Here is a 20,192-nt window from a genome sequence, read left to right as displayed (position 1 = left end):
TTGTCCTCCGAACACCTTCTTGAAGTACTGAACCCCGCGACCGAGGAGGTCGTCGCCGCCATCGCCGGGGCGAGTCCGGCGGACATCGACGCGGCCGTCACCCACGCCGCCAGGGCACAGCGGATCTGGGCCGCCCTCACCCCCGGAGACCGCGCCCGGCTGCTGCGCCGCTTCGCGGCCACCGTCGACGAGCATCTGGAGGAACTCGCCCGCCTGGAGGTCCGCGAGGCCGGGCACCTCATCGGCAACGCCCGCTGGGAGGCCGGCAACGTCCGCGACCTGCTGGACTACGCGGCCGGGGGAGTGGAGCGGCTCACCGGCCGGCAGATCCCGGTGCCCGGCGGCCTGAACGTCACGATCCTCGAACCGCTCGGCGTCGTCGGCGTGATCGCCCCCTGGAACTTCCCCATGCCGATCGCCGCCTGGGGCACCGCCCCCGCCCTCGCGGCCGGCAACGCCGTCATCCTCAAGCCCGCCGAGACCACCCCGCTCACCGCGCTGCGCCTCGCCGAACTCGCCCTGGAGGCCGGGCTCCCCGAGCACCTCTTCCAGGTCCTGCCGGGGCGCGGCGACATCACGGGCGACGCCCTGGTCCGCCACCCCGGAGTCGCCAAGATCGTCTTCACCGGCTCCACCCGGACCGGCACACGCGTCGCGGCCCTCGGCGCCGAGCAGGTCAAGCCCGTCACCCTCGAACTCGGCGGCAAGAGCCCCAACATCGTCTTCGGCGACGCCGACCTGAAGACCGCCGTCGACCCCTTCTCCTTCCTCGACAACTCCGGCCAGGACTGCTGCGCCCGCACCCGCATCCTCGTCCAGGAGCCGGTCTACGACGAGGTCCGCGAGCTGCTCGCCGAGGCGCTGGCCGCCGTGGTGGTGGGCGACCCGGCCGACGAGAAGACCCAGATGGGCCCGCTGATCTCCCGGCAGCAGCTCGACCGCGTCAAGGGCTTCGTGCCGGACGACGCCCCGGCCCTGCGCGGCAGCGCGCCCGAGGGCCCCGGCTTCTGGTTCCCGCCCACCGTCCTCACCGGGGAGAGCCCCGACTCGGCGGCGGCCTGCGAGGAGATCTTCGGCCCCGTCGCCGTCCTCCTGCCGTTCACCGACGAGGCGGACGCGATTCGCCTGGCCAACGACACCCCCTACGGCCTCTCCGGCTCCATCTGGACCCGGGACGTCGGGCGTGCCCTGCGCGTCTCCCAGGCCGTCCGCGCCGGCAACCTGTCCGTCAACTCCCATGCCAGCGTCCGCTACTGGACCCCGTTCGGCGGCTACAAGCAGTCCGGTGTCGGCCGGGAGCTCGGCCCCGACGCCCTGGCCGCCTTCACCGAAACCAAGAACGTCTTCATCAGCACGGAGGGCCCCGCACAGTGACTGCCCAGGAAAACATCTGCCGCCGCCTGGTCGGCCGTACCGCCGTCGTCACCGGAGCCGGCAGCGGCATCGGCCTCGCCGCCGTCCGCCGCCTCGCCTCCGAGGGCGCGCACGTCGTCTGCGGCGACGTCGACGAGGCCCGCGGCAAGGCGGCCGCCGAGGAGGTCGGCGGTACCTTCGTGAACGTCGACGTGACCGACCCCGAGCAGGTCGAGGCCCTCTTCCAGACTGCCCACGACACCTACGGCAGCGTCGACATCGCGTTCAACAACGCCGGCATCTCCCCGCCCGACGACGACTCCATCCTGGAGACCGGCCTGGAGGCCTGGAAGCGCGTCCAGGAGGTCAACCTCACCTCCGTCTACCTGTGCTGCAAGGCCGCCATCCCCTACATGCGGCGCCAGGGCCGGGGCTCGATCATCAACACGGCCTCGTTCGTCGCCAGGATGGGCGCGGCCACCTCGCAGATCTCGTACACGGCCTCCAAGGGCGGCGTCCTCGCCATGTCCCGTGAACTGGGCGTGCAGTTCGCCCGCGAGGGCATCCGCGTGAACGCCCTGTGCCCCGGTCCGGTCAATACCCCGCTGCTCCAGGAGCTGTTCGCCAAGGACCCGGAGCGGGCCGCGCGCCGCCTGGTGCACATCCCGCTGGGCCGGTTCGCCGAGGCCGAGGAGATCGCCGCCGCCGTGGCCTTCCTGGCCAGCGACGACTCCTCCTTCATCAACGCCACCGACTTCCTGGTCGACGGCGGGATCGCCGGGGCGTACGTCACACCCCTGTAAGCCGGTGTCCGGCGGGTCGGGTTCGCGCCCTACAGTGCCGGGATGAGCATGACGCCTCCGCCCGGCTGGTATCCCGACCCGCACGCCCCGCACCTGCAGCGCTGGTGGGACGGCACGGCCTGGACCGAGCACCGCCGAGCGCACGAGGCCTCCGCCACCCCGCCGCCGGGTGGCGGCACCGGCCGCACGAAGGCGGTCGCCCTGACCGCCACGGGCGTCGTCCTGGTCGCGGCGATCGTCACCGGAGCCGTCGCCCTCGGCGGGGGCGACGGCTCCGGCACGGAGACCAGGACGGCCCCGACCTCCGCCCCCGAGGCCACGCCCGACTCGCCGGAGCCGACCCCCCAGGCGTCCACGTCCGAGCCCTCCGCCGACGACCCCGCCCTGGTCGAGGACCAGCTCAACGGCGTCACGTTCCCCCTGCTCGACGGCTGGGTCCGCCCGCAGCACGTCGCCCAGGACGACGTCGTCATGACGACCGACGGCACCTACGACTGCCCCGGCGGCGCCGGCCTGTGCCGGCACGGCCTCGTCTTCTCCCGCACGGTGACCGAGAACGACGAGAAGTCCCCCGAGGCCCTCGCCAAGGCGGACATCTCCGAGGCGGCCGACGAGGCCTACGACCGCGACCAGCTCGGCCGCAAGCCCTACGGGGGCCTGGAGTCGCACCAGGTCGTGAAGTCCGGGCCGGTCGCGGTGGCGGGCCGCGCCGGGTACCTCGTGCGCTGGCGCGTCAAGACCGCCAAGGGGCCGGGCGGCTACGTCCAGTCGCTGGTCTTCCCCTCCAGCGTCGGCACCGAGTCACCGGTGCTCGTCCGGTACGTCTTCGACGCGGGCGAGGACGGCCCGCCGCTCGCCGACATGGACCGCATCACCAAGGGCATCCGTCCGTTCGGCGACGCGGACACGGGCGGCGGCGTCGGCAGCAGCATCGGCCCGACGGACTGACGGCCTACAGGAACGTGTGACCCTCGCCGCGGTAGGTGGGCACGGTCGCCGTCACCGCGTCGCCCTCGACCAGGTGCAGCACGTCGAACCGCTCGCACAGCTCACCGGCCTTCGCGTGCCGGAACCACACCTTGTCCCCGATCAGCAGATCGTCGGCGGGCGAGCCGAGCAGCGGCGTCTGCACCTCACCGGCACCCTCCTGCGGGTCGTAGCGCAGCCCCTCGGGCAGATACGGCACGGGCGAACGGTCGGCCCCGGCCGCACCCGAGGCGGGATACCCGCCGCCGAGGACCGTCACGACCCCGACCCCAGGCCGCCGCACCACGGGCTGGGCGAAGAGGGCCGCCGGACGGCCGCTGAACGACGTGTAGTTGTCGAACAGGCGCGGCACGTACAGCCCCGACCCGGCGGCGATCTCGGTCACCGCGTCCTCGGCCGCCGTGTGCTGCACCGAACCGGTACCGCCGCCGTTGACGAACTCGAGACCCGGCACCACGGCCCGCACCGCGCGCACCACCTCCGCACGCCGCTCGGCGAGTTCACGCTTGGCGGCGGCCTGCATCAGCCGGATGGCACGGGACCGCAGTGGCCGTCCCGCCAGCGCGTCACCGACACCGGCGACATGCCCCTCGTACGCCATGATCCCCACGACCTCGAAGCCGGGCCGCCGGGTCACCGCCCGTGCCACGTCCGCGACTTGGGCGGGGGAGTGCAGCGGTGAACGCCGGGCCCCGACCCGCACCCGCCCGCCGAGCAGCTTCAGTGAGGTGTCCAACTCCAGGCACACCCGCACGACTTCGCGCCCGCCACCCCGCGAGGCGTCGATCAGGTCGAGCTGGGCGACGTCGTCGACCATCACGGTCACGGCGGCGGCGAGCTTCGGATCACCGGCGAGTTCGGCGTACGCGCCCCGGTCGGCGGACGGGTAGGCGAGCAGCACGTCCTCGAACCCCGAGCGGGCCAGCCACAGCGACTCGGCGAGGGTGAACGACATGATCCCCGCGAAACCGTCCCGGGCCAGGACGCGCTCCAGCAGCGCCCGGCACCGCACGGACTTGCTGGCGACCCGGACGGGCTTGCCCCCGGCGCGGCGCACCAGGTCGGCGGCGTTGGCGTCGAAAGCCTCCAGGTCCACGATCGCGAGAGGGGCGTCGAGATGGGCGGTGGCCCGGTCGTAACGGGCCCGGTCGGCGGCGCGCGCAGTCATGAACGCAGCCTGCCAGACTGGATTACCGCAGGGTAGGGGGACGTTCCGGGCAGATGCCCCGGCGTCGCGGACTGGTTCCCGTTCGCCCAGGAACAAGCCGTAGAGTGACGCGCACGTACGGCGGGCGACGCCGGCCGGAGATCCGCGCCGGGATGACGCCCCGTCCGTACGGGTATGTGTGCCCGGGACGATTCCGTGCCGGGCCTCGGGCAGGACACCGGCCCGCGCGAGACGAGCGGCCCGGGCATGAGGAAACGGGGGGTGCATGAGCACGGAAGCGCAACGCGCCTCCTTCCCCCCACGCCCCACCACACCACCGCGCCCGTCACACCCCCCGGCCGCGCCGGAGGATCCGGCGGCGACGGACGAGCGGGACACCCCGGGCACTGCCTCCGGCCCCGCGACCACAGCCGGGACGGCCGCGCGCACGGACGGGGCCAAGTCCTCCGACAGGCCGAACACGAACGGCCGCCCCCGATTCCCGAACCTCGGCGCCGCGAACCTCGGCGCCGCCGCCCCCCGACGCACCGAGCCCGCAGCCCCGCCCCCGCCCCACGCCTCCACCCGCTTCCCCGACGCGCCGCCCGGCGTCGGCCGCGACATCCGCCCCGAGGTGAACACGCCCTCCGGCGTCGACTGTGAGACGCGTCCCGGCGCGAATGCCTCGCCGGGTTTCGGTCGCGAGGCGCGTCCCGAGGCGAATACGTCGCCGGGTTTCGGTCGCGAGGCGCGTCCCGAGGCGAATACGTCGCCGGGTTTCGGTCGCGAGACCCGCTCCGACGCGAACACCTCGCCCGGCTTCGGCCGCGAGGCCCGTCCCGAGGCGAATACGTCGCCGGGTTTCGGTCGCGAGACCCGCTCCGACGCGAACACCTCGCCGGGTTTCGGTCGCCAGACCCGTCCCGACGCGAACGCCTCGTCCGGCGCCGGCCGCGAGGCCCGTCCCGAGGCGAATACGTCTCCTGGCGTCGGCCGCCAGACCCGTCCCGACGCGGGCAGGCCGTCCTCCTCGCCGGCGTCTGACGCCCCGCCGCGACCGCGTCACCTCCCCACGCCGGGCTCCTCCGGCCGGGCGGGGCGTTCGGACGCTCCGGGCGGGACCGCGTCGGAGACGTCGGGCCGCCCCTTCCGCCTTCCCGTACCCGGCCGTTCGGACGGTTCGGCCGGGGCGCCGTCGGAGACGTCCGGCCGGCCCTTCCGCCTCCCCGCGCCCCGCCGTACCGGTGCCCCCGGCGAGCACGCGTCCGAGACGACCGCGCGTCTGCGCCCGGTCCCCGCGGACCCGGCACCGGACGAGCCCGCCGCACCCTTCGGCCGCCCCGCCCCGCAGGGGACGACGACAGCCCGCCCCGGCTCCGCGCGCCCCACCACGCCGCCGCGCCCCGCACACGAACCGTCGGCCCCCTCCGCCCCACCACCCCGGAACCCCACCCCCGTGTCTCCGGATCCCGCATTCTCCTGGAGCGCCACGCGCCCCCTGGTGTCGTTCGGCGAGCCCGAGGGCTACGGCGGCGACGCCCGGCCCCGGCCGCTCGGCCGGCGTGGCGCGTCGCAGGCCGCCGCGGCCGCCGTCTGCCTCGTGCTCGGGCTGGGCCTCATCTCGGGAGCGGTCACCGGCAGCTGGCTCGTCGGGGACTCCGGGGAGGAGGGCTCACCCAGTACCTTCGCCGCCGCCGGAAGCCTCTGGCACAGCGTCCCGGTCGACCAGCTGTTCCCGCCCACCGTGCAGGGCCGGGGCGCCGGCCCCGGCGGAGCCGACCGCACCTGGACCCGGATCGCCGTCGCCCCGGACAGCGGCTGCAAGGACGCCTTCGACCCGCTGCTGCGCAAGGCCCTCGCCCCCGCCGGCTGCGAACGTCTCCTGCGCGCCACCTACACCGACGCCACCGAGAGCTACCTGACCACCGTCGGCCTGCTCTTCACCACGGCCGACGCCCCCGGCATGACCGCCCTCGCGAACCGTTTCCGCAAGGAACGCCTGGACCGCCGCAGCGACCTGATGCCCCTGCCCTACGCCGCGAAGGGCACGCCCGCCGCCGGCTTCGGCGCCCCGCAGCGTGCCTCCTGGACCGTCTCCGTGCTCACCGAGGCCCCCGTCGTCGTCTACGCCGTCTCCGGCTGGGCCGACGGCCGTACCGTCGACGACCCACAGCCCGCCGGGAACGCCGTGGAGGCCGGCGCCACCAGCACCGTCGCCCAGGCCGGACTCGGCAACGAGGCGAAGGGCCTCGCCGACCGCGTCGAACGCGACTTCCGCAGAAACGTCCGCTCGGCCTCGGAGCAGCCCTCGTGACCGCAGTGCACCCCCCGGCCCGGAAACGCCCGCGCAGGCCGTCCCGGAGGGCCACCGCCCTCGGCGCCCTGCTCACCGCCGGCCTCGTCCTCCTCCCCGCCGCCACCGCGCACGCCGACGGCATCCGCGCCCAGCAGTGGGCCCTGGAGGCCATGCACACCGAGCAGGCCTGGCAGACCACGAAGGGCCAGGGCGTCACCGTCGCCGTCCTGGACACCGGCGTGGAGGAAGACCACCCCGACCTGGCCGGCAACGTCCTCCCCGGCAAGGACCTGGTCGGCTTCGGAGCCGAACCCGGGGACCGCGCCTGGGCCCGGCACGGCACCGCCATGGCCGGCATCATCGCCGGCCACGGACACGGCCCGGGCGACGCCGACGGCGTTCTCGGCATCGCCCCCGAGGCGAAGATCCTCCCCGTCCGCGTGATCCTGGAGGACGGCGACCCCTCCCGCGCCAAGGCCCGCAGCACCCGCGGCAACGCCCTCGCCGAGGGCATCCGCTGGGCCGCCGACCACGGCGCCGACGTCATCAACCTCTCCCTCGGCGACGACTCCGCCTCCGCGCACCCCGAACCCACCGAGGACCAGGCGATCCAGTACGCCCTGAAGAAGGGCGTGGTCGTCGTCGCCTCCGCCGGCAACGGCGGCGAGAAGGGCGACCACATCTCCTACCCGGCCGCCTACCCGGGCGTCATCGCCGCCACCGCCGTCGACCGCGCCGGAACCCGCGCCTCCTTCTCCACCCGCCGCTGGTACGCCACCGTCAGCGCCCCCGGCGTCGACGTCGTCATCGCCGACCCCGACCACAAGTACTACGAGGGCTGGGGCACCAGCGCCGCCGCCGCCTTCGTCTCCGGCGCCGCCGCCCTGGTCAAGGCCGCCCACCCGGACCTCGCCCCGGCCCAGATCAAGTCGCTCCTGGAGGACACCGCCCGCAACGCCCCCTCCGGGGGCCGCGACGACTCCCGCGGCTTCGGCTTCGTCGACCCGGCCGCCGCCATCGAGGCCGCCGGCCGCCTCAAGCCCGAGGGCCTCCAGTCGGCGTCCTACGGCGCGAAGTACTTCGGCAGCGGACCGGACGCCGACGCCTCCGGCGACGACACCGCCGACTGGGCCGCCCCTCTCGCGGGCAGCGCCGGCGGCGTCCTGCTGGTCGCGGCGGTCGTCCTGTGGCGCGGCCGCCGTACGAGCCGCGAGGACTTCTGAGCCGCTGCCGGGAGCGGCTCATCCGGCCGATAGGGTCGACGCGTGGCGAACAAGAACATCCCGGACTCCGGCTTCTCCGACGACGACGGCTCCGCCGATCCCCGGCTGAGCGCGGCACTCGCCGCCTGGTCCGCCGACCGCGGCGCCGTGGGTCCGGTCCTCGCCGCACTCAAGGGTGCCCGGCTCCTCGTGCCCGTCGTGGCCGTGCTCGGCGAGGTCGAGGAGGACGAGCGGGGACTGCGCCGCGAGAAGACCAGCGACATGGCCGTACCGACCCTGAAGGCCGGCGACCGCACCGCCCTGCCGGCCTTCACCTCCACGGACTCCCTCGCCCGCTGGGACCCGCAGGCCCGCCCCGTCGCCGTACCGCTGCACCAGGCCCTGCAGGCCGCCGCGCACGAGAAGGCGGACACGATCGTGCTCGACATGGCCGGACCGGTGCCCTTCGAGCTGACCGGCCCCGCCCTGCTCGCCCTCGCCGAGGGCCGCGCGAGCACCGACCCGCTCGTGGACCCGGCCGTCGTCGACGCCGTACGCGGTGCCGTGGCCGCCGAGCCCGCCGTCCTGCGCGCCCACCTCGGACCCGGCCAGGCCGACGGCACCCTCGCCCTGGTGCTGGACCCGTCCGCGGCCCCCGCCGAGGCCGCCCGGTCCGTCGCCCAGCGGCTCGCCGCCGACGAAACACTGAGGGCCCGCCTGGTGCGCGGCCTCGACCTGGCACTGCTGCCGGCCGAGGCGACGCCACCGGGCGAGCCCCTGTACGTACGCGGCTGAACCAGCCGTAGACCTAGCCGTAGACCGGGCCCGTGTACTTCTCGCCCGGGCCCTGGCCCGGCTCGTCCGGGACGAGCGAGGCCTCGCGGAACGCCAGCTGCAGCGACTTCAGGCCGTCGCGCAGCGGCGCCGCGTGGAAGGAGCTGATCTCGGTCGCCGTCGCGTCCAGCAGACCGGCCAGGGCGTGCACCAGCTTGCGGGCCTCGTCCAGGTCCTTGTGCTTCTCGCCCTCCTCGGTCAGACCGAGCTTCACCGCGGCGGCGCTCATCAGGTTGACGGCGACCGTCACGATCACCTCGACCGCCGGGACCTCGGCGATGTCGCGGGCCATGGCGTCGAAGTCGGGGGACTCAGGAGGGGTCTCACTCATGCCCCACACGATAGGCGCAGGAAGCGGGCGACCCCCACGTGACCCCGGCTCGCCGCAATTGGCCGTTCCTGGCCCTTGCTGGTAACCTCGTGTAACGACCGGTCGGACACGTGTGCCTCACAGCCCGCGAATCCGGCCCACAAGTGGAGGCTTTCGAACTCCCACCCGATCGCCCTCTGGGCGGCGGGTCACCGGTCAGGCGGTCCCGTCCCAGCGGCGGCGATCCGTCCGAAAGCGCGCCCCGTGGCCCCCCACGGCGGTGCTCCGGTAGTTCGAGGAGCCCCGCCTGGGATCGTCCGGGGCATTTTTGTTGCTTCGACGCGGTTAGGTCTATCGAACACAGACGTTACGCGGCCGTCCGCCAGACCGTCGCGTGGTGCTACCGAGGAGGATCCATCAGCGCCGAGCCCCGCATCAACGACCGGATTCGCGTTCCCGAGGTGCGACTTGTCGGTCCCAGTGGCGAGCAGGTGGGCATCGTCCCCCTGGCCAAGGCACTGGAGCTTGCGCAGGAGTACGACCTGGACCTGGTCGAGGTCGCGGCGAACGCCCGTCCGCCCGTGTGCAAGCTCATGGACTACGGGAAGTTCAAGTACGAGTCGGCCATGAAGGCCCGTGAGGCGCGCAAGAACCAGGCGCACACGGTCATCAAGGAGATGAAGCTCCGGCCGAAGATCGACCCGCACGACTATGACACCAAGAAGGGTCACGTCGTTCGGTTCCTCAAGCAGGGCGACAAGGTCAAGATCACGATCATGTTCCGTGGTCGCGAGCAGTCCCGGCCCGAGCTGGGCTACCGACTGCTGCAGCGGCTCGCGGAGGACGTTGCCGACCTCGGTTTCGTTGAGTCGAACCCGAAGCAGGACGGCCGCAACATGATCATGGTTCTCGGTCCGCACAAGAAGAAGACCGAGGCGATGGCCGAGGCCCGCCAGGCGCAGGAAGCCCGCAAGGCGGAAGCGAAGGCCAACCCCGGCAAGTCGCAGAACGCCGCGGAGGCCGAGGCGATGGCCGAGGCGCCGGCTGAGGAGCCCGCCGAGGCGTGACTCCCCGGGACGCCAGTCCCAGGAAGCAACCGATACAAGACGACGCTCCACCGTGCCCGGTTTCGCGACCGGGCACCGGAGCGCCACCGACGAGGAGAGAACGGCGCTATGCCGAAGAACAAGTCGCACAGCGGTGCCAGCAAGCGCTTCAAGATCACCGGCTCCGGCAAGGTGCTGCGCGAGCGCGCCGGCAAGCGCCACCTGCTCGAGCACAAGTCGTCCCGTGTGACGCGTCGCCTCACCGGCAACGCCGAGATGGCCCCGGGCGACGCCGCGAAGATCAAGAAGCTTCTCGGCAAGTGACGCCCGGGCGCGTGAGCGCCGGACGCACGTCAGACCGGGACCCAATCGATTTCGGGTCGTGTGAGCACCCCCACGACCCCGCTACAAGGAGTTAACAAGTGGCACGCGTCAAGCGGGCAGTCAACGCCCACAAGAAGCGTCGGGCGATCCTCGAGCAGGCCTCCGGCTACCGCGGTCAGCGCTCGCGCCTGTACCGCAAGGCCAAGGAGCAGGTCACCCACTCGCTGGTCTACAACTACAACGACCGCAAGAAGCGCAAGGGCGACTTCCGTCAGCTGTGGATCCAGCGCATCAACGCCGCTGCCCGCGCCAACGGCATGACCTACAACCGCTTCATCCAGGGTCTGAAGGCCGCGAACATCGAGGTCGACCGCAAGATCCTGGCCGAGCTGGCCGTCAACGACGCCGGTGCGTTCGCCGCGCTCGTCGAGGTCGCCCAGAAGGCGCTGCCGAGCGACGTGAACGCGCCGAAGGCTGCGTGACGCCGGCTCTGAGCCGATGTGACTGAAGGACCCGCAGGCCGGACGGTCTGCGGGTCCTGCTGTGCAGCTACTGAGAAAGCGAACAGGATGCCCCCTGCCACCCCCGAGCTCATCTCTCCCCGCTCCCCCCGCGTCCAGGCCGCGCGGCGGCTGGCCAAGCGGAACTTCCGGGGGAAGGACCGGCTCTTTCTGGCGGAGGGGCCGCAGGCCGTGCGGGAGGCGGCCGGGCACCTGACCGGGGGCGCTGCCACGCTCGTGGAGCTGTTCACGACGCTGGAGGCTGCAGAGCGCCACGCCGACATCGTCGGGGCGGCCCGGGACGCCGGAGCCCGGGTGCACCTCGCCGCCGAGCAGGTCATCGCCGACATCTCCACCACCGTCACCCCGCAAGGGCTCGTCGGCGTCTGCCGGTTCCTGGACACGCCGTTCGAGGAGGTCCTCGCGGCCCGCCCCCGGCTCGTCGCCCTCCTCGCCAACGTCCGTGACCCCGGAAACGCCGGGACCGTGCTGCGCTGCGCCGACGCCGCCGGGGCCGAGGCCGTGGTCCTGACCGACGCCTCCGTCGACGTGTACAACCCCAAGGCCGTCCGCGCCTCCGTCGGCTCCCTGTTCCATCTGCCCGTCGCCGTCGGCGTCCCCGTGGAGCAGGCCGTCGAGGGGCTGCGGGACGCCGGGGTCCGGGTCCTCGCCGCCGACGGGGCGGGCGACCGCGACCTCGACGACGAGCTCGACAAGGGCACCATGGGCGGGCCGACCGCCTGGGTCTTCGGCAACGAGGCCTGGGGCCTCCCGGAGGAGACCCGGGCCCTCACGGACGCCGTCGTGCGCGTTCCGATCCACGGAAAGGCCGAGAGCCTGAACCTCGCCACCGCCGCCGCCGTATGTCTCTACGCGTCGGCGCGTGCACAGCGCGCCTCCGGAGGGTGCCGCTCCGTCACCGGGAACTAGTAGGGTGACCAGCTCAGGGACCCCTCTGCGGAGCCTTGGAGGTGGGGTACGGGGATGAGCGTCGGCACGAGCAGCGCACCGGGAGCCCAGGACGCCGGGAGCCCGCCCGCCGCGTCCCGGTCACCCGGTGATCCCGCCGGCCTCGGCATCGACCCCGACCAGCTGCCCGACGGGCTCGTCGTCGCCGACGAGCAGGGCCGCGTCATCTGCTTCAACGCGGCCGCCGAGCGCATCACCGCCGTCCGCGCCCGGGACGCCCTCGGGCAGGGCCTGGAGAAGGCCCTGCCGTTAGAGGACCTGGAAGGCCGGCGCTGGTGGCAGCTGACCGACCCGTACGGCGGCCTCGCCATCCGCGTCGGACAGCCCGAGCGCAACCTGCTCCTGCCCGGCGGCCGTGAGGTGCTGGTCTCCGCGCGCTACGTCCGCACCCGGCCCACCGGACCCGTCCGGCGCCTGGTCGTCACCCTGCGCGACACCGAGGCCCGCCGCCGCACCGAGCGCAGCCACGCCGAGCTGATCGCCACCGTCGCCCACGAACTGCGCTCCCCGCTGACCTCCGTCAAGGGCTTCACCGCCACCCTGCTCGCCAAGTGGGAACGCTTCACCGACGACCAGAAGCGCCTGATGCTGGAGACCGTCGACGCCGACGCCGACCGGGTCACCCGCCTCATCGCCGAGCTGCTCGACATCTCCCGGATCGACTCCGGCCGCCTGGAGCTGCGCCGCCAGCCCGTCGACATGGGCGCCGCCGTCAGCCGGCACATCCAGGCCCACGTCGCCGCCGGGCAGCCCGCCGACCGGTTCCTGCTGCGCGTCCAGCAGCCCCTGCCCGCCCTGTGGGCCGACCCCGACAAGATCGACCAGGTGCTCAGCAACCTGCTGGAAAATGCCGTGCGGCACGGCGAGGGAACTGTCACGATCGACGTCACGGCCACGGCGTCCCTCCGCGAGGGCGAGTACGCCGAGAACGCAGCCACGTCGGTCACGGTGAGCGACGAGGGGCCCGGCATCCCGGAGGAGTCCATGAACCGCGTCTTCACCCGCTTCTGGCGGGGCAGCAAGCGCGGCGGGACGGGCCTCGGGCTCTACATCGTCAAGGGCATCGTCGAGGCCCACGGCGGCACCATCACGGTCGGCCGCGCCCCCGGCGCCGGTGCCGAGTTCCGATTTACGTTGCCCGTGAGCGCTCCGGCCTATCTCGCCTGAGCCCCGCGGGCGCATTCGTATACCTCCACCCCGTTAGACTCGGCCATTGGCACCTTCGTGTCCCGGAGACGGCCGTCCGAGTCGGTGACGGGGACCTTCAGCCAGCCAATCGGAAGCACGGGAAGAGATGTCGGCACCGAATAAGTCGTACGACCCTGTCGAGGTCGAGACGTTGAAACCGGAAGAGATCGAGCGCATGCGGGACGAGGCGCTCGCCGCCTTCGCCGCCGCGGACTCCCTCGACGCGCTCCACGAGGCCAAGGTCGCCCAGACCGGCCCCACCTCCCCGCTGGCCCTCGCCAACCGCGAGATCGGCGCCCTGCCCCCGCACGCCAAGGCCGAGGCCGGCAAGCGCGTCGGCCAGGCCCGCGGTGCCGTGAACAAGGCGCTCGCCGCCCGCCAGGTGGAACTGGAGGCCGAGCGGGACGCGCGGGTGCTCGTCGAGGAGGCGGTGGACGTCACGCTGCCGTACGACCGTGTACCGTCCGGCGCCCGGCACCCGCTCACCACGATGATGGAGCGGGTCGCGGACGTCTTCGTGGCCATGGGCTACGAGGTCGCCGAAGGGCCGGAGGCCGAGGCGGAGTGGTTCAACTTCGACGCCCTGAACTTCCTGCCCGACCACCCGGCCCGGCAGATGCAGGACACCTTCTTCGTGCAGGGCCCCGAGGGCACCGACGAGTCCGGGTCCGGCGTCGTCCTGCGCACGCACACCTCCCCGGTGCAGGCCCGCGCGCTGCTCGACCGTGAGCTGCCGGTCTACATCGTCTGCCCCGGCCGCGTGTTCCGCACCGACGAGCTGGACGCCACGCACACGCCCGTCTTCCACCAGATCGAGCTGCTGGCGGTGGACGAGGGCCTGACGATGGCCGACCTCAAGGGCACCCTGGACCACATGGTCCAGGCCCTGTTCGGCGAGGACATGAAGACCCGGCTGCGGCCGAACTACTTCCCGTTCACCGAGCCGAGCGCCGAGATGGACATGCTCTGCTACGTCTGCAAGGGCGAGTCCATCGGCAACCCCGACCGCCCCTGCCGCACCTGCTCGTCCGAGGGCTGGATCGAGCTCGGCGGCTGCGGCATGGTCAACCCGCGGGTGCTCACCGCCTGCGGCGTCGACCCCGAGAAGTACAGCGGGTTCGCCTTCGGGTTCGGCATCGAGCGGATGCTGATGTTCCGCCACAACGTCGAAGACATGCGAGACATGGTCGAGGGTGACGTCCGGTTCACCCGGCCGTTCGGGATGGAGATCTGATGCGGGTCCCGCTTTCTTGGCTGCGGGAGTACGTCGACCTGCCGGCGACGGAGACCGGCCGGGACGTCCAGGCCAAGCTCATTTCGGCCGGTCTGGAGGTCGAGACCGTCGAGCAGCTCGGCGCCGACCTCAAGGGCCCGCTGGTCGTCGGCCAGGTGGCGACGATCGAGGAGCTGACGGAGTTCAAGAAGCCGATCCGCTTCTGCACCGTCGACGTCGGCCAGGCCAACGGGACGGGCGAGCCGCAGGAGATCATCTGCGGCGCCCGCAACTTCGCCGTGGGCGACAAGGTCGTCGTGGCCCTGCCCGGCGCCGTCCTGCCCGGTGACTTCCAGATCGCCGAGCGCAAGACCTACGGCCGGATGTCCCGCGGCATGATCTGCTCCAGCGACGAGCTGAACATGGGCGACGACGGCACCAAGGGCATCATCGTCCTGCCGCCGGAGACCGAGATCGGCAAGGACGCCGTCGAGCTGCTGGAACTGGTCGACGAGGTCCTCGACATCGCGGTCACGCCCGACCGCGGCTACTGCCTGTCGCTGCGCGGCGTGGCCCGCGAGACCGCCACCGCCTACGGCCTGCCGCTGCGCGACCCGGCGCTGATCGACGTGCCCGGCCCGAACGCGTACGGCTACCCGGTGCAGATCTCCGACCCCACCGGCTGCGACCGCTTCACGGCCCGCACGGTGACCGGCCTCAGCGCCGAGGCCCGCTCCCCGATCTGGCTCCAGCGCCGGCTGCAGAAGGTCGGCATGCGCCCGATCTCGCTCGCCGTCGACGTCACCAACTACGTGATGACGGAGCTCGGCCAGCCGCTGCACGCCTACGACCGCGGCCTGCTCCAGGGCACCATCGGCGTGCGCCGGGCCGAAGCGGGCGAGAAGCTCACCACCCTCGACGGTGTCGAGCGCACGCTGGACGCCGAGGACCTGGTGATCACCGACGACCGCGGCCCGATCGGGCTCGCCGGCGTCATGGGCGGCGCCAACACGGAGATCGCCGACCACGACGACACCGAGAACGCCACGGCGGACGTCGTGATCGAGGCCGCGCACTTCGACGCCGTGTCGATCGCGCGCACGGCCCGTCGGCACAAGCTGTCCTCCGAGGCGTCCCGGCGCTTCGAGCGCGGCGTCGACCCGCAGGCCGCGGCGGCCGCCGCGCAGCGCACCGTCGACCTGCTGGTCCTGCTCGCGGGCGGCACCGCCGACGCCGGCGTCACCGAGGTCCTCGCCCCGTCCGCGCCGCACACCATCACCATCCCGGCCGACCACCCGGACAAGGTCGCGGGCGTCGCCTACGGCCGCGAGACCGTCGTACGCCGCCTCCAGGAGGTCGGCTGCGACGTGTACGGGCAGGACGAGCTGATCGTCACCGTGCCGTCCTGGCGCCCCGACCTCACCGACCCGAACGACCTGGCCGAAGAGGTCATCCGGCTGGAGGGCTACGAGAACCTGCCCTCCACGCTGCCCAAGCCCCCGGCGGGCCTCGGCCTGACCGACCGGCAGCGGCTGCACCGCCGCGTCGGCCGAGCCCTGGCCGGTGCCGGATACGTCGAGGCGCTGAACTACCCGTTCATCGGCGAGCAGGTCTTCGACCAGCTCGGCCTCGATGCGGACGACCCGGCCCGCCGCGTCGTGAAGCTCAGCAACCCGCTGAGCGACGAGGAGCCCGCGCTGCGCACGTCGCTGCTTCCGGGTCTGCTCGCCGCGCTGCGCCGCAACGACGGCCGGGGTTCGCACGACCTCGCGCTGTTCGAGTCCGGCCTGGTCTTCCGGCCGCGCGAGGAGCAGCGGATCGCTGCCGTGCTGCCCGTCGACCGCCGCCCGACCGACGAGGAGCTCGCCGAGCTGAACGCGGCGCTGCCCGACCAGCCGCGGCAGGTGGCCGTCGTCCTCGCCGGTGCGCGCGAGCAGGCCGGCTGGTGGGGCAAGGGCCGTCCGGCCGACTGGGCCGACGCGGTCGAGGCGGCGCGCACGATCGCGCACGAGGCCGGCGCCGAGCTCGTCATCCGCAAGAGCCAGTACGGGCCGTGGCACCCGGGGCGGTGTGCCGAGCTGGCGGTCACCCTGGACGGCGCCGAGCGGGTCGTGGGGCACGCGGGCGAGTTGCACCCGCGGGTCGTGAAGGCCCTCGGGCTGCCCGCGCGCACCTGCGCGATGGAGCTCGACCTGGACGCGGTGGAGGCCGCCGGTGACGCCACGGCCGCGGCGCCTCGGATCTCCGCGTTCCCCGTCGCCACGCAGGATGTCGCCCTGGTCGTCGACGCGTTCGTGCCGGCCGTGGATGTCGAGGCGGCGTTGCGGGACGGGGCCGGGGAGCTGCTGGAGTCCATCCGGCTGTTCGATGTGTACGAGAACGCCGAGCAGTTGGGGGAGGGGCGGAAGTCGCTCGCGTACGCGCTGCGGTTCCGCGCGACCGACCGGACGCTGACCGTGGACGAGGCCTCCGCGGCCCGGGACGCGGCGGTCGCCCTCGCGGGCGAGCGGGTGGGTGCCGAGCTGAGGAGCTGAGAGCCCAAGGGGCGGGGAGCTGCGGAGTGTTGGCGGCCGCGATTCGTCGTGGGCGTTCGCGCAGTTCCCCGCGCCCCTGAAGGTCTCACTCGTTCGAGTGGTAAACGGCGGTGATCCCTGCCCTCGCGGATGCACTGTCGACAGAATCGGACCGGCCTTCTTGGGCCGGTCCGATTCTGTGTGTCAGGGCCTATTGGGGGGGGCCGTCGGCATGATCCGCATCAGGGGTCGGGTGCGCAGCCTCGGTCTGCTCGCGGTGTGGGGCGCGGCGGCCGCCACGTACAAGCTGGCCTGTCCGCTCGCCCAGGAGACCGGTCTTCCGGCGCGGATCGTCACCAGTGCGGTGTTCTTCGCGGTCGGGACCGGGCTGATCCTGCATATGCGGCAGTTGCGCAGGGTCGCGGGTGCCGCTCAGCGCGCGCTGCTGGTACTGAGGAACGGGCGGCCCGCTCACCTGGGGGCGCGGGGAACTGCGCGAACGGCCACGACGTAGCCGCAGCCGACCACACACCCCTGACACCACGGCGGGAGAACGCACCGCCGGCGATGCCGTCCGCCCCGCCACGGAGTGTCGGGCAGGCAGCCGGGCGGACGGCGAAAGCGGGCCGCCGCACTGTACGAGGGGGAGCCGGCGGCCCGGCCGGCCTCTTTCGAGGAAACTCAGTCAACCGGCCGGCGACTCTGAGCGACAGTGCGCACACAGTGCGGATTCGAGCACTCCGTTCACACCCCGTGTGAAGACGGAACCACTAATCTGGCCGCACCGAGCCATCCGGGGGGCCCACATGCAGCCCAACACTCTGCTCGACGCGATCCTGGACGAGGCGGGGATCTCGCACGCGGGGCTGGCCGCACACGTCAACCAGGCGGGACGGGCACGTGGTCTGTCCCTGAGGTACGAACACACCGCCGTCGCCCGGTGGTTGAAGGGGCAGCGCCCCCGGGGCCAGGTGCCCGACCTGATCTGCGAGGTGCTCGCGGCCCGGCTGCAGCGCCAGGTCACCCTCGACGACATCGGCCTCGGTGTGCCCGGCGAGCCGTCCGCCCCGCACACCGGCTCCCTGTCCGGGTTCGTCGAACGGGCCACCGCCCTGTGGCGCTCCGACCAGCAGCAGCGCCCGCACATCCTGGGCGCGCCCGCCCTCACCGGCACACCCGCCGTGATGCCGGTGTGGGAGTGGGAGAACCCGCCCGAGGACGTGGACGTATCCCGCGGCGGCAGACACCGGGTCACCGCAGGCGACCTGGAGACGCTGCGGGCGGCCCGGACCCACTACGAGCAGATGTACCGCAAGGCCGGGGGCATCGCCACGCGGGCGCGCATCGTCGGCTTTCTCAACGCCGAGGCCGCGCCGCTGCTGCGCGGCAGCTACACCGACGAGACCGGACGTCAACTGCACCGCGCCACGGGCGGGTTGGTGGCGGTCGCCGGCATCTGTGCGTACGACTCCGACGCCCACGGACTCGCCCAGCGCTACTTCCACCAGGCGCTGCGGCTCGCGAAGGCCAGCGGGGACCGGGGGCTGGGGGCGTATGTGATCGCCCTGCTCGTCAACCAGTCGCTGTTCATGCGGGAGTACCGGCAGTCGGTCGCCTTCGCGGAGGCCGCGCTGCGGGCCGCCGGCAAGCACATCACCCCGGCGCTCGCCTCCGACCTGTACGCGATGCAGGCCAAGGCGTACGCGCATCTCGGCGACGGCGGTAGCGCCCTGTCCTGCATCCGGCGGGCCGAGCAGGCCGCCGAGCGCATCCGGCGCGGCTACGAGCCGGACGAGACCGGCTATGTGCAGCCGGGCCTGGTCAACGTGCAGGTGGCGGAGGCGCTGCTGAGCCTGGGCGAAATCGCGGCCGCCGGGGAGCATGCCGCGGCCGCCGTCGACAACCCGGCGCACGACCGCGGCCGGGTGCACCGGCTGGCGATGCTCAGCACCATCGAGCTGCGGCAGGGCAACGCCGACAAGGCGGTGGCCATCGCCGTGCAGATGGCCGAGCAGGCCCGGGGCATGGAGTCCCAGCGGCTGCGCGACCGGCTGCGCGCGGTGCGGGAGCACCTGGTGCGCAGTGGTTGCGCGGGCACGGCCGAGGCCGCCGAACTCATCGACGGAGCACTGCGCGTACCGTTGTAGATCCGGGCGGTGGTGCCCGTGTCGCTCCGAGGCGCTTCCCGTGCGCCTGCTGTCAGTCCGTCCCTGCTGCGATATTGCCACTTACTCGACGGAAGGTGGCAGAACCGTGCAGTGGACGAAACACAACGAACAAACTGTGTACTCAAACCGCTGGTTCAGCGTCAATCTCGCGGATGTCGAACTGCCGGACGGCCGGCACCTGGACCACTTCCTCATACGGCTGCGGCCCGTTGCGGTGGCCACGGTCGTGAACGAGGCCAACGAGGTGCTGCTGCTCTGGCGGCACCGCTTCATCACCGACAGCTGGGGGTGGGAACTCGCGGCCGGGGTGGTCGAGGACGGCGAGGACATCGCCCGCGCGGCCGCCAGGGAACTGGAGGAGGAGACCGGCTGGCGGCCGGGACCCCTGTACCACCTCATGAGCGTGGAGCCGTCCAACGGGCTCACCGACGCCCGGCATCACGTGTACTGGGCCGACGAGGGCGAGTACGTCGGGCACCCCGTGGACGACTTCGAGTCGGACCGCCGGGAATGGGTGCCTCTCAAGCTCGTCCCCGACATGGTCGCCCGCGGCGAGGTCCCGGCCGCCAACATGGCGGCCGCGTTACTTCTGCTGCACCATCTCAGGCTCGGTCAGGACATGGTGCCCTGAGCTAATGTCCCAGCGCCTGCCAGATCGCCACGACGAGGGCACCCACGGCGGTGAGGGCGGCGACCGCGGGCAGCGGCCAGCGCGCGTGTTCGAGCGTGTGGATCCGGGTGTTGAGCTCGTCGATCTCCTTGGCGGTCTCCTCGGTGCGGTGGCTGAGCAGAGCCAGCCCGCCCTCGACGCGGGCGTATGCCACATCGAGGCGGCGCCGTAACTCTGCGAGTTCTCCATGAACGACGGGATGCTCGGGATCGGCGGTCACGTGTCCGCTCCTTTCCGTAGTCGTTTCACATCCCTTGTATGCGCATGAGGAGTCAACTCGCCTGGTGGGCGGCTGGGGAGAGTGTGCGAGGGGCATATGCGAGCCCGGCGCGCACACGGTGTGTGAATGCCGCGGGCCCGGCACCAAGTCCGGTGCCGGGCCCGCAGCTTGGCCGAAAACTGACCGTCCGTAACCGGCCTCGGGGGGGGGTGCCTCTATGTCTTTCGTCAAGCCTGAGCTGGTCATGCGGCGGTTGCTTCGGGGAGGCGTGGTTCGTAGAAGGTGCCGTCGCGGAGCATGGCGAACAGGACGCTGATGCGGGGGCGGGCGAGGCGGAGGAGGGCCTGGGTGTGAGTCTTGCCCCGGGCCCGGCATTTGTCGTAGTAGGTGCGGGAGGCGGGATCGTGCAGGGCTGCGAACGCGGACAGGAACATGGCGCGTTTGAGCTG

Annotated in this window: 18 protein-coding genes and 2 pseudogenes; 16 read left to right on the top strand and 4 right to left on the bottom strand. The window is 72.7% G+C overall.

Features of this window, described 5'->3' with window-relative positions:
- From G3I77_RS25235 to G3I77_RS25225, 3 genes are read left to right on the top strand one after another with little or no spacing between them, the layout of a single operon-like run.
- Complete coding sequence (locus G3I77_RS25235; RefSeq protein ID WP_248507381.1) at window positions 1-1,374, top strand: aldehyde dehydrogenase; 1,374 nt, start codon at window positions 1-3, stop codon at window positions 1,372-1,374.
- Window positions 1,371-2,156 (top strand): 3-oxoacyl-ACP reductase, encoded by a 786-nt coding sequence (locus tag G3I77_RS25230; protein ID WP_248507379.1) that lies wholly within the window; start codon window positions 1,371-1,373, stop codon window positions 2,154-2,156. The genes G3I77_RS25235 and G3I77_RS25230 overlap by 4 nt, the downstream gene beginning before the upstream one ends.
- A 48-nt stretch (window positions 2,157-2,204) precedes the next feature.
- The gene (locus G3I77_RS25225; protein ID WP_248507693.1) at window positions 2,205-3,104 is read left to right on the top strand and encodes a DUF2510 domain-containing protein; all 900 of its coding nucleotides are present in this window, start codon (window positions 2,205-2,207) and stop codon (window positions 3,102-3,104) included.
- A 4-nt stretch (window positions 3,105-3,108) separates the two neighbouring features.
- On the opposite strand, the gene G3I77_RS25220 is transcribed toward G3I77_RS25225, so the two are convergent.
- Window positions 3,109-4,311, bottom strand: a complete 1,203-nt coding sequence (locus tag G3I77_RS25220; protein WP_248507377.1) for an amino acid deaminase/aldolase — start codon at window positions 4,309-4,311, stop codon at window positions 3,109-3,111.
- A 265-nt stretch (window positions 4,312-4,576) separates the two neighbouring features.
- On the opposite strand from G3I77_RS25220, the gene G3I77_RS40925 reads away from it, so the two are divergent.
- The 3 genes from G3I77_RS40925 to G3I77_RS25205 are packed head-to-tail and all read left to right on the top strand — an operon-like array spanning window position 4,577 to window position 8,583.
- The gene (locus tag G3I77_RS40925) at window positions 4,577-6,604 is read left to right on the top strand and encodes a hypothetical protein (protein ID WP_308311416.1); all 2,028 of its coding nucleotides are present in this window, start codon (window positions 4,577-4,579) and stop codon (window positions 6,602-6,604) included.
- The gene (gene mycP / locus G3I77_RS25210) at window positions 6,601-7,809 is read left to right on the top strand and encodes a type VII secretion-associated serine protease mycosin (protein ID WP_374386611.1); all 1,209 of its coding nucleotides are present in this window, start codon (window positions 6,601-6,603) and stop codon (window positions 7,807-7,809) included. Before G3I77_RS40925 ends, mycP begins: the two co-directional genes overlap by 4 nt.
- A gap of 42 nt (window positions 7,810-7,851) precedes the next feature.
- Window positions 7,852-8,583, top strand: coding sequence for an SseB family protein (locus tag G3I77_RS25205; RefSeq protein WP_248507376.1), 732 nt, complete (start codon window positions 7,852-7,854; stop codon window positions 8,581-8,583).
- 13 nt (window positions 8,584-8,596) lie between these two features.
- On the opposite strand, the gene G3I77_RS25200 is transcribed toward G3I77_RS25205, so the two are convergent.
- Window positions 8,597-8,953, bottom strand: coding sequence for a DUF1844 domain-containing protein (locus tag G3I77_RS25200; RefSeq protein WP_062925865.1), 357 nt, complete (start codon window positions 8,951-8,953; stop codon window positions 8,597-8,599).
- 395 nt (window positions 8,954-9,348) lie between these two features.
- Here G3I77_RS25200 and infC point away from each other — a divergent pair, with 395 nt between their 5' ends.
- The 10 genes and pseudogenes from infC to G3I77_RS25150 all read left to right on the top strand — a co-directional run bounded on the left by infC (window position 9,349) and on the right by G3I77_RS25150 (window position 19,484).
- Entirely contained in the window at window positions 9,349-9,999 is a 651-nt protein-coding gene (infC, locus tag G3I77_RS25195; protein WP_185009647.1) for a translation initiation factor IF-3, read from the top strand.
- Between the two features lie 108 nt (window positions 10,000-10,107).
- A complete protein-coding gene (rpmI, locus tag G3I77_RS25190) occupies window positions 10,108-10,302 on the top strand; it encodes a 50S ribosomal protein L35 (protein WP_003977225.1) in 195 nt (64 codons plus the stop codon).
- Window positions 10,303-10,400: 98 nt separating this feature from the next.
- A complete protein-coding gene (gene rplT, locus G3I77_RS25185) occupies window positions 10,401-10,784 on the top strand; it encodes a 50S ribosomal protein L20 (RefSeq protein ID WP_010045263.1) in 384 nt (127 codons plus the stop codon).
- A gap of 87 nt (window positions 10,785-10,871) precedes the next feature.
- A complete protein-coding gene (locus G3I77_RS25180; protein ID WP_248507375.1) occupies window positions 10,872-11,732 on the top strand; it encodes an RNA methyltransferase in 861 nt (286 codons plus the stop codon).
- A 54-nt stretch (window positions 11,733-11,786) separates the two neighbouring features.
- Window positions 11,787-12,938 carry an ATP-binding protein gene (locus tag G3I77_RS25175; RefSeq protein ID WP_248507374.1) on the top strand — a complete coding sequence of 384 codons (1,152 nt, stop codon included), beginning with the start codon at window positions 11,787-11,789 and terminating at the stop codon, window positions 12,936-12,938.
- A 127-nt stretch (window positions 12,939-13,065) separates the two neighbouring features.
- Window positions 13,066-14,193, top strand: a complete 1,128-nt coding sequence (gene pheS / locus G3I77_RS25170) for a phenylalanine--tRNA ligase subunit alpha (protein ID WP_248507373.1) — start codon at window positions 13,066-13,068, stop codon at window positions 14,191-14,193.
- Window positions 14,193-16,706, top strand: a complete 2,514-nt coding sequence (gene pheT, locus G3I77_RS25165) for a phenylalanine--tRNA ligase subunit beta (RefSeq protein ID WP_248507372.1) — start codon at window positions 14,193-14,195, stop codon at window positions 16,704-16,706. The genes pheS and pheT overlap by 1 nt, the downstream gene beginning before the upstream one ends.
- A 211-nt stretch (window positions 16,707-16,917) precedes the next feature.
- Window positions 16,918-17,133: pseudogene (locus G3I77_RS25160) on the top strand (serine/threonine-protein phosphatase); the annotation flags it as partial.
- Between the two features lie 358 nt (window positions 17,134-17,491).
- On the top strand, window positions 17,492-18,832 hold the full coding sequence (locus G3I77_RS25155; protein ID WP_248507371.1) for a transcriptional regulator: 1,341 nt from the start codon (window positions 17,492-17,494) through the stop codon (window positions 18,830-18,832).
- Window positions 18,833-18,938: 106 nt separating this feature from the next.
- The gene (locus G3I77_RS25150) at window positions 18,939-19,484 is read left to right on the top strand and encodes an NUDIX hydrolase (RefSeq protein WP_248507370.1); all 546 of its coding nucleotides are present in this window, start codon (window positions 18,939-18,941) and stop codon (window positions 19,482-19,484) included.
- A gap of 1 nt (window position 19,485) precedes the next feature.
- Here the strand turns inward: G3I77_RS25150 and G3I77_RS25145 are convergent, their stop codons facing one another.
- Together G3I77_RS25145 and G3I77_RS25140 are read right to left on the bottom strand one after the other, a co-directional pair.
- Window positions 19,486-19,743 carry a hypothetical protein gene (locus G3I77_RS25145; RefSeq protein WP_248507369.1) on the bottom strand — a complete coding sequence of 86 codons (258 nt, stop codon included), beginning with the start codon at window positions 19,741-19,743 and terminating at the stop codon, window positions 19,486-19,488.
- 242 nt (window positions 19,744-19,985) lie between these two features.
- Window positions 19,986-20,192: pseudogene (locus G3I77_RS25140) on the bottom strand (IS110 family transposase); the annotation flags it as partial.

This window comes from Streptomyces sp. D2-8, assembly GCF_023184515.1.
Lineage (GTDB): Bacteria > Actinomycetota > Actinomycetes > Streptomycetales > Streptomycetaceae > Streptomyces.
Note: the sequence above shows the minus strand (reverse complement) of the source record. Positions and strands in the feature narration are given on the sequence as shown.